Origin of the sequence: Bacillus sp. TH30, from assembly GCF_016650875.1 — a bacterium.
GTDB classification, from domain to species: domain Bacteria; phylum Bacillota; class Bacilli; order Bacillales; family Bacillaceae_G; genus Bacillus_A; species Bacillus_A mycoides.
The window spans coordinates 60778-74019 of the sequence record NZ_JAEKEY010000002.1 but is presented as its reverse complement, the minus strand read 5'-3'; the positions used below and the strand labels follow the sequence as shown (position 1 = coordinate 74019).

Here is a 13242-nt window from a genome sequence, read left to right as displayed (position 1 = left end):
TATAGCAATTGTCTAACTAATATTCGTGTCTTTTAAGAAGTAATGTTTGTAGTAGAAACTCGCACGCTGTCGAAACTCAATATTCGATAAGGGGTGTGTAGCGGAATGGAATTTACTCTAACTCGCGAAAAACAAATGATTAAAGAAATGGTACGTGATTTTGCTGAAAAGGAAATCGCACCGAAAGCTGTATATTATGACAAAACTGCGGAATTTCCATATGAAACATTTCAAAAAATGGGCGAACTAGGATTATTAGGTATCCCATTCCCGGAAGAGTATGGAGGTTCAGGTGGCGATACGTTATCGTACGCGTTAGCTGTTGAAGAGATTGGTCGTGCTTGTGGTGGAACAGGTTTAAGCTATGCTGCAACAATTTCATTAGGTGCTTCTCCAATTTATTATTTCGGTACAGAAGAACAAAAACAGAAATTTTTAGTTCCAATGGCGTCAGGTAAAACGTTAGGTGCTTTCGGATTAACGGAGCCAAATGCTGGATCTGATGCAGGGGGCACACAAACGAAAGCAATTTTAGATGGCGATGAATATGTTATTAGTGGTGAAAAGTGCTGGATTACAAACGCAGAGTATGCAAATACAATTATTGTAACCGCTATCAACGGTTTTGAAGACAATGGTAAAAAACGTATTTCTGCATTTATCGTACCGACTACTAGTGAAGGATTAACGATTTCAAGCCCTTACGATAAGATGGGTGTTCGTGCTTCTAATACTTGTGAAATCATACTTGATGGTGTACGTGTACCGAAAGAAAATATTCTTGGTGATGTAAATAAAGGATTTAAACAATTCTTATATACACTTGATGGAGGACGTATTTCAATTGCAGCATTAGCAGTAGGTATTGCACAATCTGCATTTGAGCGTGCATTGCAATATGCGAAAGAACGTCAACAATTTGGAAAACCGATTTCTAATTTCCAAGCGATTCAATTTAAATTGGCTGATATGGCGACTGAAGTAGAATTAGCGCGTAATTTAGTACATAAAGCAGCTTGGTTAAAAGATAACGATAAACCTTTCGGTAAAGAAGCGGCTATGGCAAAGTTGTTTGCATCTGAAGCTGCAAGTCGTATAGCAAATCATGCAGTACAAATTCATGGTGGATATGGCTATATGCGCGAATATGAAGTTGAACGATATATTCGTGATGCAAAACTTTTAGAAATTGGTGAAGGAACTTCTGAAATTCAACGTCTCGTAATTGCAAGACATTTAGGATGTAGATAAAAAGGAGGAGTCACTATGTTTCAAAAAATATTAATTGCTAATCGCGGGGAAATCGCAGTTCGCATTATGAAAACTTGTCAAAAACTTGGCATTCGTACCGTTGCTATTTATTCTGAGGCTGATGAAAATGCCCTTCATGTAAAATTGGCAAATGAAGCTTACTTAGTAGGCGGTCCACGTGTCCAAGAAAGCTATTTAAACCTTGAAAAAATTATTGAAATAGCTAAGAAGACAAATGCTGAAGCAATCCATCCGGGGTACGGATTATTATCAGAGAATCCATCTTTTCCGATTCGCTGTAAAGAAGAAGGAATCGTATTTATCGGTCCTTCAGAAGAAATCATTACTAAGATGGGAAGTAAAATTGAGTCACGTATAGCGATGCAAGCAGCAGATGTGCCAGTAGTTCCAGGAATTACTACAAATATTGAAACTGCTGAAGAAGCAATTGAAATTGCGAAACAAATTGGTTATCCATTAATGCTTAAGGCATCCGCGGGCGGCGGAGGCATTGGAATGCAGTTGATGGAAACTGAGCAAACGCTCACCAAAGCATTTGAAAGTAATAAAACAAGAGCGCAAAATTTCTTTGGTAACGGAGAAATGTATTTAGAGCGCTATATAGCAGATGCACATCATATTGAAATTCAGCTTTTAGCAGATACACATGGTAATACAGTGTATTTATGGGAACGCGAATGTTCAGTGCAGCGCCGAAATCAAAAAGTAATTGAAGAAGCACCTTCACCATTTTTAGATGAGGGTACACGAAAGGCTATGGGAGAAGTTGCTGTACAAGCTGCTAAAGCACTTGGTTATACAAATGCAGGTACAGTTGAGTTTCTTGTAGATGATCAAAAGAACTTTTATTTCTTAGAAATGAATACGAGATTACAAGTAGAACATCCAGTTACAGAAGAAATTACTGGGTTAGACTTAGTTGAACAACAATTACTTATCGCATATGGTGAGAAGCTATCATTTACACAGGATGATGTAAAACGTAGTGGTCATGCCATTGAGGCTCGTATTTATGCAGAAGATCCGAAAACATTCTTCCCATCACCTGGGAAAATTACAGATTTAACGTTACCGACAAATATACGTATTGATCACTTTTTGGAGAATCAAGTAACGATTACACCTTTCTATGATCCAATGATTGCGAAAGTAATCGCACATGGTGAAACTCGTGAAGAAGCGATTTCAAAATTAAAAATTGCTCTAGAAGAGTTAAAAATTGAAGGTATTAAAACAAATACACCGATGCTACTGCAAGTGCTTGGAGACGATGTGTTCAAAAGTGGTATTTATACAACGGGTTTCGTAACGAAACAACTTGTTAAAAAATAAGATTTATGAATATTAAGGGGGAAAAAATGATGACGAAAGTATATGCATCGATGGCAGGAAATGTTTGGAAGATAGTTGTAGGAGTAGGAGATACAGTAGAGGAAGAGCAGGATGTCGTCATTTTGGAATCTATGAAAATGGAAATTCCAATCGTTTCAGAAGAAGCCGGAACTGTTATGAAAATTAACGTACAAGAAGGCGATTTTGTAAATGAAGGAGATGTATTACTAGAAATTGAATAGGGAGATATAGGGGGAAGCGAATTGAAACTACCTAATTTTGCTGTCATTAAAGAAGTCGGGCCACGTGATGGCTTACAGAATGAAAAAAAGATTGTTGGCACAAAAGATAAAGTAAAATGGATTCAACTACTTACAGAAGCGGGATTGTCGTACGTTGAAGTTTCCTCATTCGTTCACCCTAAATGGGTTCCTGCATTAGCAGATGCAAGTGATGTATTTTCTGAGCTAAAAAGGGATCCAAATGTTACATATGCAGCGCTTGTTCCAAATCAAAATGGTTTGGAACGAGCTTTTTTGCAAAATGTAGATGAGGTGAATGTTTTTTTATCAGCAAGTGAATCTCATAATAAAAGTAATATTAATAAATCTATTAAAGAAGCATTAGCTGTAATTGAAGATATAACAAAACAGGCAACGTTCGAAGGTAAAAAGGTAAGAGGCTATGTTTCTACTGTATTTGGATGTCCTTATGAAGGGGATATAAGTGCCACAGCAGTTGACGAAATATGTAATCAACTATTTTCATACGGCATTTATGAAGTTTCTCTCGGTGACACGATTGGTGTAGCGAATCCATTACAAGTAGAACAAGTATTAGAACATCTATTAAAGAAGTATGATGCTTCGCAGTTTGCAATGCATTTTCATAATACGTATGGAATGGCTCTGGCGAATGTAGTTAAGTCTTTAGAATATGGTATTACAACGTTTGATAGTTCTTGTGGTGGACTCGGAGGATGTCCTTATGCACCAGGAGCATCGGGTAATGTTGCTACTGATGACTTAGTGCATATGCTCCATAAGCTGGGAGTCCAAACTAATATTGATGAAGAAAAGTTATTGAGAGCTAGTCAGTTTATTCAAAGTAAGTTAAATATCCAATTACCGAGTCATGTGTATAGAGCGCTTCAACATAAAACGATAAGTAGGTGAGAAGATGCTACAATTACAAAACATTTCAGTTGACTATGTTACACCGCACGTTGTAAAGATTTCGTTAAATCGTGAAAGACAAGCAAACTCATTATCTTTGGCATTATTAGAAGAATTACAAACTATATTAACTCAAATAAACGAAGAATCAAATACGCGCGTTGTTATTTTAACAGGGGATGGCGAAAAAGCATTTTGCGCTGGTGCTGATCTAAAAGAGCGTGCCAACATGAGTGAAGAACAAGTTCGCCATGCTGTGGGTATGATTCGTTCTACTATGGAGATGGTGGAACAATTACCACAACCAGTTATTGCTGCTATTAATGGAATCGCACTTGGTGGAGGTACTGAATTAAGCTTAGCTTGTGATTTTAGAATTGCTTCTGACACTGCAAGTCTAGGTCTTACTGAAACTTCTCTTGCAATTATACCTGGAGCAGGTGGTACGCAGCGTTTACCGAGATTAATTGGAGTCGGTAGAGCGAAAGAATTAATTTATACAGGAAGACGTATTTCGGCGCAAGAAGCGAAAGAATATGGTTTAGTAGAATTCGTAGTACCAGCTGATTTACTAGAAGAGAAAGCAATTGAAATTGCAGATCGAATTGCTAAAAATGGTCCAATTGCTGTTCGATTAGCAAAAGAAGCAATTTCAAATGGAATTCAAGTAGATTTACATACCGGCTTACAAATGGAAAAACAGGCGTATGAGGGCGTAATCCATACGAAAGATAGATTAGAAGGATTACAGGCATTCAAGGAAAAACGCAAACCAATGTATAAGGGGGAGTAAATATGTTAGATCAAAAACAACAATCTAATTCATTTGAAGAACGCGTTGAAATAATTAAGCAAGGCGGGGCACCGAAATACCATGAACAAAACAAAGCAAAAGGGAAACTTTTTGTTCGAGATCGTTTAGCTCTTTTATTCGATAATGGTGAATATGTGGAAGATGCATTATTTGCAAATTGTGAACAAACTGGATTACCAGCTGATGGTGTTGTAACTGCGACTGGTAAAATACATGGTCGTACTGCGTGCGTAATGGCAAATGATTCGACTGTAAAAGCTGGATCATGGGGAGCACGTACAGTTGAAAAGATTTTACGTATTCAAGAAACGGCTGAGAAATTACGTGTACCGTTATTTTATTTAGTTGACTCTGCTGGGGCACGTATTACAGATCAAGTTGAAATGTTCCCTGGACGCCGCGGTGCAGGAAGGATCTTTTATAACCAAGTGAAATTATCTGGTAAAGTGCCACAAATTTGTTTATTATTTGGACCTTCAGCGGCTGGTGGTGCTTATATTCCAGCATTTTGTGACGTTGTTATGATGGTTGAAGGAAATGCTTCTATGTATTTAGGGTCTCCGCGTATGGCTGAAATGGTTATAGGTGAGAAGGTAACTTTAGAAGAAATGGGCGGAGCACGTATGCATTGCTCAGTATCAGGATGCGGAGATGTTTTATGTAAAACAGAAGAAGATGCAATTACGCAAGCAAGACAATATATTTCTTATTTTCCAAGTAACTATTTAGAAAAGACTCCTTTGATTACACCTCAAGAACCGAAACAGTTCGATAAAACGTTAGAAGAAATTATTCCAGAAAATCAAAATGCTCCTTTCAATATGAAAGATCTCATTAACAGAATTATTGATGAAGGTTCTTTCTTTGAAGTGAAAAAATTATTTGCTCAAGAACTAATTACAGGTTTAGCGCGTATTGATGGTAAGCCAATTGGCATTATTGCAAATCAGCCGCGTATGAAGGGCGGCGTTTTATTCCACGATTCAGCTGATAAAGCAGCGAAGTTTATAAATTTATGCGATGCATACCATATCCCGTTATTATTCCTTGCAGATGTACCTGGATTTATGATTGGTACAAAAGTAGAACGTGCCGGAATTATTCGTCACGGTGCAAAAATGATCTCTGCAATGAGTGAAGCAACTGTACCGAAAATTTCTATCGTCGTTCGAAAAGCATATGGAGCTGGCTTATATGCAATGGCAGGTCCAGCGTTTGAACCAGATTGCTGCTTAGCATTACCAACAGCTTCTATTGCGGTAATGGGTCCAGAAGCAGCGGTTAATGCTGTATATGCAAATAAGATTGCAGCTTTACCAGAAGAAGAGCGTGCAAGCTTTATTGCTGAAAAACGAGAAGAGTATAAGAAAGATATTGATATTTACCGTTTAGCATCTGAGATGGTGATTGATGGTATTGTTCATCCAAATAATTTACGTGAAGAGTTAAAAGGACGATTCGAAATGTATATGAGTAAATATCAAGTATTCACAGATCGTAAACATCCTGTATATCCAGTTTAAAAGCCCTATTTAGGGCTTTCTTGCTCAAAAAGTCAAGGAGGGGAAAACATGAAACAAGCAGTTTGGTTTCCAACAGAAGAATATAAAGAAAAAACGCGTTTATTTGGTTGGATGAAATCATTAGGCTATGAAGATTACGAAGCCTTTTATAATAAGTCAATTGAAGAAACAGCTTGGTTTTGGGGAGAAGCTGAGAGAGCAGTTGGCTATCAGTGGATGAAACCATATACAGAAGTGTTAGATTTAGAAAATGGTACACCGTTTGCACAGTGGTATACTGAGGGAACTTGTAACGTTGTAGAATCTGTTTTATCTCGCTGGCTTGCAGACGATAAAACGAAAACACAAGCAGCACTTATGTATGAAGGGGAAAACGGAACTTCGAAATCATTTACATATGAAGAGCTTGACAGCTGGGTAAGCCGTGTTGCCAACGGTTTGAAACATGCTGGTATTGAAAAGGGTGATCGTGTAACAATTTACATGCCAATGATTCCTGAAACAGTTGTTGCTATGTTAGCGGTAATGAAAATTGGAGCGATTATTTCACCAATATTCTCAGGTTTTGCTGCTGATGCAGTAATGACACGTGTACAAGCAGCTGGTTCAAAAATGGTTATTACCGCAGATGGCTTTTCACGCCGTGGGAAAATTGTTTCATTAAAAGATGAAGTAGATAAAGCTTGTGAACATTGTCCAACTGTTGAAAAGGTGGTAATTGTTCGTCATGCAGGAAATGATTTTACACCGCATAATTATGATTTTTCATGGAGTACGTTAGAAAAAGAAAAACCATTTATACATGCTGAAGAAATGAATAGTGATGATCCATTAATGCTTATATATACATCTGGAACGACTGGTAAGCCGAAGGGGACAGTACACACACATGCTGGTTTCCCGCTAAAATCTGCATTTGATGCAGGATTTGGAATGAATATAAAACAAGGCGACCGAGTATTATGGGTAACTGATATGGGCTGGATGATGGGACCATTTTTACTATTCGGCTCTTTAATTAATGGCGCAACAATGGTTATGTACGAAGGTGTCCCAGACTTTCCAGAAGCAGACCGCTTATGGGAGACAGTCGATAAATATGAAATTACTCATCTCGGTATTTCACCAACATTAATCCGTGCATTAATGGCAAAAGGTGATGAATATGTAAATAAACACTCGTTAAAGAGTTTAGAAGTATTCGCATCAACAGGAGAACCTTGGAATCCAGACCCATGGATGTGGTTATTTAATACAGTTGGTAAAGGTAAAGTACCAATTTGTAACTATTCAGGTGGAACTGAAATTTCAGGTGGGATTTTCGGGAATGTCCTAATTAAGCCGATCGCACCGATTAGTTTTAACGCATCTTTACCAGGAATGGCAGCGGTTGTACTTGATGATCAAGGTAAACCAATTCGAGATGAAGTCGGAGAATTATGTTTAGAAAAACCTTGGGTAGGTATGACGAAAAGTTTCTGGGAAGATGATGAACGTTATGTAAACACATATTGGTCACGCTTTGAAAATAAATGGGTCCATGGGGACTGGGTTATTTATGACGGTGAGCAATACATCATCACAGGACGTTCAGACGATACACTAAATATTGCAGGGAAACGTATTGGGCCTGCTGAATATGAATCTATTCTTGTGAAACATAATGATGTAATAGAAGCAGCGGCAGTTGGTGTACCGGATGATGTAAAAGGAGAAGTTTGTCATTGTTTTGTTGTATTACGAGATGGTGTAACATTCTCAGGAGAATTAAAGAAAGAATTAATGAGTTTAGTAAACTCTCATATTGGTAAAGCTTTATGTCCAAAAGACATCCACGTTGTAGAAGATTTACCAAAAACACGAAATTCTAAAGTAATGCGACGTGTCATAAAAGCTGCTTACTTAGGAAAAGAATTAGGAGATTTATCGTCACTTGTAAATCCTGAAGTGGTACCCTTTATTCAAGGACTACAGTCTAGCAAACTATAAAATTACGAATGAGCTCTATGTAAATAGAGCTCATTTTTAATGTTTACAAAAAGAAAAGAGAGAAAAAGTAAATTTGAAGTTAAAAAATCTACTATTAGTGGTAAGTATGTCTGTTTGTTTTTAGTTTTTATCAAAATAGGATACTGTGGCTGTCTATTCAATGGAGTGAATGAATTTTGTTAAGAATGAAAATTTAGTGAAGAAAAAAGTAATGAATAAAAGGAGAAATCCCTGGGGGACAGGGATTCAATAAGGGAGATATTATTGTCGTTCAATGTCGAAATTTGGCGTATCCGACAAATTAATATTATCACGAATTTTCAGGAGATTGTGATAGTGGATGTGTCAAAAATGTGTACGGGTTTCATATAAAAGTGTTATTTAAATAGGAAAAGGGAAAAGAATTAAGTTCACTCGTTCTTAAGATTTTTTCCCTTTTAAATTTACTGTTTGTTCGTTGTTCTATATACATCTGAAATTGGTAAATCTTCGCCATGTAAAGCTTGAGTACTGTCCTTTTTGTTTGAATTATGTGCCTCCTGAGATGTTTCTTGCAGTTGTTCTTGGGCCTTACTAGGGGTATTCAGCGCATCTAATGACACAGGATCCAGTTGTTGACTTAATAAATCTTTTTATCCATGTTATGTAGCTCCTTTTTGAACTTAGATATAAAAACAAAGTATTTTTAAATAGTTACGTGGGTATTATGTATCTTTGAATGGAATTATATACACAAACTATATTGAGAATTTAACTAATTATAAAAATTACTTGTGATGACAAGCTTAAGAAATATAAAGATCATTAGTTCTTAATAAAAGCGTTATTTTAGTAGGGTGTAGATTAAATAGGACCTGTTGTACGGAACAAGTCCTTTCAAAAAGGACAACAGATAATGAATGGGGGTTACTTGAACATTTCTATTAGTGGTAACTAGATCCCATTCGTTGGATGCTACGAAATTTCATTTGAAAGGAACATCCCAATGATAAGATGAGCACTGTAAATCTGTGCTCATCTTATCAGAAATTGCTTAGTCCTTAAAAATAAAACCGTTACGGACAATTCACAATGGTAATAGTGACGTTTGCCATTGTTCCAGGAGCATCAAGAAGTGAAGCAGTAACGGTTACTGTTCCAGGCCCATTAGCGGCTAGAAATACAGCGGTAAAGTTACCTGAAGCATTGGTAATGACAGCAAGAGGAACCATGAAAGCAAGAGAAGGGTTACTAAATGAAAAACTGACTACTACTCCTGGAGTAGGACTACCGTTTACTAATACTTGACCCGAAAAAAATAAAGTATTATTTCCTTGAGTGGATACACATGCTGTGGTTTCGTTAGAAGTCAAGGTAATAGATGCAGGCCCAGCAGGAAGATTAAATCCAGTTGGTCCAGTTGGTCCAGTTGGTCCAGTTGGTCCAGTTGGTCCAGTTGGTCCAGTTGGTCCAGTTGGTCCGGTTGGTCCAGTAGGACCGGTAGGGAATTGAAAGGGTGGAACAGGTGGAAGTGTAGGTCCAATAGAACCCGGATTAAGTGCAGAAAAAGATAAAAACTCGTCCATTATTTATCACCTCTAAAAATCGTATTACTAATAGTAAATGTAATGACAGAGCAAAGTGACATGGACAAGCGGTTGTATTTTAACAAATTAAATAAAATAGTTATATGATAGAAAGAGAGATTAGTATGATTTCTTTAGAAATTAAACATAAAAAGGCGATTATTTTCAAATCGCCTTTTGGGTAATGCAGTGTAATTTTATTCGGTTATTTGAAATATAGTTTCATTCGGTTTAGAAAATCCATACAATTTCCTTGCGAATTTTAAAATTTCTTCTTCACTACCTGTTAAAGCTGTAACATCATTCTTAAGGGAATGACCATCCTTCTTTACAGAAGATAATTTTTGTTGCTCCGTATTAACCGTGATTTGTTTCTCTTTAATCATTTCTTGCTGGTTATTAAGAGAATATTGAAGGACAAAAATTATAGGTAATATAAAAGCTAAAGTAGTTATAATACGGCGTCTTGTTTTTTTATTATTACCTTGTTTGGTGTTAGCGTTCACTTGCTGTGAGGGTATATTAGGATTTGATTGGTGTGATGATACTTTTGGGATGTTTCCCATTAAAATGCCTCCATTACTGATTGTAGAATTTAAAACGCTTAAAAGTATTATAAATGTTTAATGGGAATTTTAGAAGATATTTTAATATAGGTGAGTTTTGTAAAGTTTAAACAAAATCCTCATTTAAATAAAAGGAACCCCGATTGTCTGCGGGGCCCCTAAGGGTAATCGTCAAGTAATGACGTACTCGACTAGTTAACGATATCATGAATTTTTTGGTAAATATACTGGTAAATGCGTCCAAATTAATGAGAGCATTATTTGAAACAAAAACGCTATTTTAATAGGGAGGGGAATAATGATGATTCCATGGGACAAGCGAGTATACATTGTATCAAGGTGATCCTTTTATTACAGAGGGGACAATTTTAGAGGTTAGTGAAAAGGCGAATAAATCATTATATTGGCGTTGGTGCATGTTAGCTCCAAGCTATGAAAAAGTGTGCGGCAATAGTACAAAGCGACTTCGGTTGATTCGGATAGATGATGATGAAGAATGATATAAAAATTTCATTTTGTAGAGAAATGAGGTGATTAAGGATGGGCATAGAATATGCCATGTTTGTATTAAAAAAGAGCAGAATTTAGCCTATATATAAAGATGTTGGAATTGTTCTAAAGGGGGGAATATCTGAAATATAAATAATTGAGGGGAGTGAACTAATAATGGAAACTAGTACTTTTTTAGGATTGTTTTGGGGATGGATAACGGTTATCGTATCGGGAATACTTTTCGTACGTCCATCGGTACTACGTGAATTGAAAAAATTAGTGGTTGAAGACAGAGGATTTGGTATTATGTATGGTTTTCTATCGATTTTCCTAGGGTTAGGTAGTGTAATCCTACATAATGTATGGGTATTCAACTGGCAGGGGTTCCTAACGGTTATTGCATGGCTTGCATTATTAAAGGGAATCTACATAATTGCATATCCTGAACCCTCCAAGAAAACAGACTTTGAATTAAGGGTACTATCTACACGTATAGCGCTCGCTATCATTGGTGCCTTGGCTTTATGGATGCTTATAGTAATCTATATAAAATAATCCTTTTCTACTAAGAACTATATTAAAATAAATCTCTACGTGTTCATTGACAAAAAGCTGACTATACTTAGTCAGCTTTTTGTATATTACATTCTAGTATTTATCGGTCACAAAAGACATGTTCTCTCTTTTAAGTCGATATTGAAAATATTACCAATTTTTTCTTTTACAATGACAACAAATAAAGAAACATTTACAACGACACTTATTTCGTTTAGAACTCCAATCATCATCACAATGATTCTTTTCTTTAGATTTCCACCATTCATCATTACAATGCTTTTCCTTAGAACTCCAATCATCATCACAATGATTCTTTTCTTTAGATTTCCACCATTCATCACAACAATGCTTTTCCTTAGAACTCCAACCATCATCACAATGATTCTTTTCTTTAGATTTCCACCAGTCATCACAACAATGCTTTTTCTTAGAACTCCAGCAATCATTTTTCCAGGACATTATTTTATACCTCCCTTCAATAGGATTCATACTATTCTATGTTTTAGTAAAAGAATGGCTTGTTTATTTAACCTATTATTTTACCTTTATATGATAGAGTGCTTTCTACTAGATATAGAATTCATACAAACTATGCTAATTTTCAAGAGATAGTTGAGAGAACTACTGGTTATGATATTAATCAACAAACACTTGTTGAAGGAAACGTTAAGATTTTAAATAATATCTTATTTTGGAGTACGCTTTTCTGAATGTATATTTCACAATGGTAAAGGAAAAATACACCATATCACTGCGAACAAAGCCTATGTATATGTGAAGTAATAGGAAAAGGTGGTCCCCATTCAAGGAGCCGGCTTATTAAAAGTATAAATAAGAAGGTTTAGTACAAGTGTTTGTTTTTTTATTTCTATGCTTTTGTCTCGTACACTTTTAAGCTATTGGACATACTTTACTAGTAGAAAGGATTAGGGGGTGAGGTTTTGGGTTCTCGATTTAATAATTGTAGAAAGAAATGTACGTGTAAGCATGATGATTGTTGGGACATTTTTGAAGAGTGTAAAAAGGAAAAGAATGAGAAATGTGACAGCTCTTGTGTACAAGGAATTAGAGATGAGCTTAAAAAATTAATTAATAAAACAGTGCGAATTAACACTGAAGGACGTACTTATATAGGTACTGTTTCTTCGGTAACTTGCGATGTTGTTAAGCTAGCTGCTATTCCTGGTTCAGTTGCAGCAATTATATCTCTTTGTAAAATTGAAGCAATTTTACCACCTGCTACAACTGTTACTGATGAATTTGATTTTAACGGTGTTGACGTAGCAAATAAAGATTAATTATGCTTTATTGATGCTAAGCCATTCTTATGAATGGCTTTTTATTTTATTTAAAAGGGAATATATTTTTCATATAGAAATAAATTTGAAGGTGTATAAAAGGTTGTGTGAAAGGAGAATGAGAGTGATCAAGCTGAAACAATTTACAAGAACTGATTTCAAACAATTAATAAATTGGATTAATTCCGAAGAATTTTTAATACAATGGTCGGGAAATGCATTCACATATCCTTTAAATGAACAGCAATTAGAGAAATATACAGAATGTGCAAACACACTGGCATTCAAAATAATGGATGAAGAGACTAAAGCAGTTATTGGTCATATTTCTCTTGGACAAATAGATAATATAAATAAGTCTGCTAGAATTGGAAAAGTGCTAGTTGGTAATACGAAAATGAGAGGGCGTTCTATAGGGAAACATATGATGAAAGCCGTACTTTGTATTGCTTTTGATGAATTAAAACTACATAGAGTAACTCTTGGTGTTTACGACTTTAATAAGTCAGCTATTTCTTGTTACGAAAAAATAGGTTTTGTAAAAGAAGGTTTATTAAGAGAGTCAAAAAGAGTAGGAGAAACGTATTGGAATTTATGGGAAATGAGTATGTTAGAATATGAATGGAACAATAAATAATAGTATTTTATAATTATATTA

General features: G+C 35.8%; 14 protein-coding genes. 11 read left to right on the top strand and 3 right to left on the bottom strand.

Annotated elements, in window-relative coordinates; genetic code table 11:
* Positions 1 to 105 precede the first annotated feature (105 nt).
* The 7 genes from JFU20_RS02755 to JFU20_RS02725 are packed head-to-tail and all read left to right on the top strand — an operon-like array spanning position 106 to position 8105.
* On the top strand, positions 106 to 1251 hold the full coding sequence (locus JFU20_RS02755; protein WP_201038307.1) for an acyl-CoA dehydrogenase: 1146 nt from the start codon (positions 106 to 108) through the stop codon (positions 1249 to 1251).
* A gap of 15 nt (positions 1252 to 1266) precedes the next feature.
* The gene (locus JFU20_RS02750; protein ID WP_002017008.1) at positions 1267 to 2604 is read left to right on the top strand and encodes an acetyl-CoA carboxylase biotin carboxylase subunit; all 1338 of its coding nucleotides are present in this window, start codon (positions 1267 to 1269) and stop codon (positions 2602 to 2604) included.
* 26 nt (positions 2605 to 2630) lie between these two features.
* The gene (locus tag JFU20_RS02745; RefSeq protein WP_001985297.1) at positions 2631 to 2846 is read left to right on the top strand and encodes an acetyl-CoA carboxylase biotin carboxyl carrier protein subunit; all 216 of its coding nucleotides are present in this window, start codon (positions 2631 to 2633) and stop codon (positions 2844 to 2846) included.
* Between the two features lie 21 nt (positions 2847 to 2867).
* Positions 2868 to 3779, top strand: coding sequence for a hydroxymethylglutaryl-CoA lyase (mvaB, locus tag JFU20_RS02740; protein WP_002017011.1), 912 nt, complete (start codon positions 2868 to 2870; stop codon positions 3777 to 3779).
* Positions 3780 to 3783: 4 nt separating this feature from the next.
* Positions 3784 to 4572 (top strand): enoyl-CoA hydratase, encoded by a 789-nt coding sequence (locus tag JFU20_RS02735; RefSeq protein WP_002017012.1) that lies wholly within the window; start codon positions 3784 to 3786, stop codon positions 4570 to 4572.
* 2 nt (positions 4573 to 4574) lie between these two features.
* Positions 4575 to 6116, top strand: a complete 1542-nt coding sequence (locus tag JFU20_RS02730) for an acyl-CoA carboxylase subunit beta (RefSeq protein ID WP_201038306.1) — start codon at positions 4575 to 4577, stop codon at positions 6114 to 6116.
* A 48-nt stretch (positions 6117 to 6164) separates the two neighbouring features.
* Positions 6165 to 8105 (top strand): AMP-binding protein, encoded by a 1941-nt coding sequence (locus tag JFU20_RS02725; RefSeq protein ID WP_002017015.1) that lies wholly within the window; start codon positions 6165 to 6167, stop codon positions 8103 to 8105.
* 1055 nt (positions 8106 to 9160) lie between these two features.
* Here the strand turns inward: JFU20_RS02725 and JFU20_RS30520 are convergent.
* Both JFU20_RS30520 and JFU20_RS02715 read right to left on the bottom strand, forming a co-directional pair.
* Positions 9161 to 9670, bottom strand: coding sequence for an exosporium leader peptide-containing protein (locus tag JFU20_RS30520; RefSeq protein ID WP_201038305.1), 510 nt, complete (start codon positions 9668 to 9670; stop codon positions 9161 to 9163).
* A 197-nt stretch (positions 9671 to 9867) separates the two neighbouring features.
* Positions 9868 to 10236, bottom strand: a complete 369-nt coding sequence (locus JFU20_RS02715) for an FtsB family cell division protein (protein WP_002165759.1) — start codon at positions 10234 to 10236, stop codon at positions 9868 to 9870.
* 329 nt (positions 10237 to 10565) lie between these two features.
* Here JFU20_RS02715 and JFU20_RS02710 point away from each other — a divergent pair, with 329 nt between their 5' ends.
* On the top strand, positions 10566 to 10736 hold the full coding sequence (locus tag JFU20_RS02710) for a hypothetical protein (RefSeq protein ID WP_002016588.1): 171 nt from the start codon (positions 10566 to 10568) through the stop codon (positions 10734 to 10736).
* A 166-nt stretch (positions 10737 to 10902) separates the two neighbouring features.
* Positions 10903 to 11283: a hypothetical protein gene (locus JFU20_RS02705; protein WP_002127497.1), complete on the top strand. Its 381-nt coding sequence runs from the start codon at positions 10903 to 10905 to the stop codon at positions 11281 to 11283.
* A gap of 107 nt (positions 11284 to 11390) precedes the next feature.
* Here the strand turns inward: JFU20_RS02705 and JFU20_RS02700 are convergent, their stop codons facing one another.
* On the bottom strand, positions 11391 to 11732 hold the full coding sequence (locus JFU20_RS02700) for a hypothetical protein (protein WP_307838384.1): 342 nt from the start codon (positions 11730 to 11732) through the stop codon (positions 11391 to 11393).
* 495 nt (positions 11733 to 12227) lie between these two features.
* On the opposite strand from JFU20_RS02700, the gene JFU20_RS02695 reads away from it, so the two are divergent.
* Both JFU20_RS02695 and JFU20_RS02690 read left to right on the top strand, forming a co-directional pair.
* Positions 12228 to 12584, top strand: coding sequence for a hypothetical protein (locus JFU20_RS02695; protein WP_002032241.1), 357 nt, complete (start codon positions 12228 to 12230; stop codon positions 12582 to 12584).
* Between the two features lie 124 nt (positions 12585 to 12708).
* Positions 12709 to 13221, top strand: a complete 513-nt coding sequence (locus tag JFU20_RS02690; RefSeq protein WP_002165757.1) for a GNAT family N-acetyltransferase — start codon at positions 12709 to 12711, stop codon at positions 13219 to 13221.
* Positions 13222 to 13242: the final 21 nt, after the last annotated feature.

What these genes read in the sequence shown, in the direction of transcription:
- JFU20_RS02755 (WP_201038307.1), top strand. Translation starts at nt 106, where the DNA reads ATGGAATTTACTCTAACTCGCGAAAAACAAATGATTAAAGAAATGGTA.
- JFU20_RS02715 (WP_002165759.1), bottom strand. Translation starts at nt 10,236, where the DNA reads ATGGGAAACATCCCAAAAGTATCATCACACCAATCAAATCCTAATATA.
- JFU20_RS02725 (WP_002017015.1), top strand. Translation starts at nt 6,165, where the DNA reads ATGAAACAAGCAGTTTGGTTTCCAACAGAAGAATATAAAGAAAAAACG.
- JFU20_RS02700 (WP_307838384.1), bottom strand. Translation starts at nt 11,732, where the DNA reads ATGATTGCTGGAGTTCTAAGAAAAAGCATTGTTGTGATGACTGGTGGA.
- JFU20_RS02730 (WP_201038306.1), top strand. Translation starts at nt 4,575, where the DNA reads ATGTTAGATCAAAAACAACAATCTAATTCATTTGAAGAACGCGTTGAA.
- JFU20_RS30520 (WP_201038305.1), bottom strand. Translation starts at nt 9,670, where the DNA reads ATGGACGAGTTTTTATCTTTTTCTGCACTTAATCCGGGTTCTATTGGA.
- JFU20_RS02745 (WP_001985297.1), top strand. Translation starts at nt 2,631, where the DNA reads ATGATGACGAAAGTATATGCATCGATGGCAGGAAATGTTTGGAAGATA.
- JFU20_RS02750 (WP_002017008.1), top strand. Translation starts at nt 1,267, where the DNA reads ATGTTTCAAAAAATATTAATTGCTAATCGCGGGGAAATCGCAGTTCGC.
- JFU20_RS02735 (WP_002017012.1), top strand. Translation starts at nt 3,784, where the DNA reads ATGCTACAATTACAAAACATTTCAGTTGACTATGTTACACCGCACGTT.
- JFU20_RS02705 (WP_002127497.1), top strand. Translation starts at nt 10,903, where the DNA reads ATGGAAACTAGTACTTTTTTAGGATTGTTTTGGGGATGGATAACGGTT.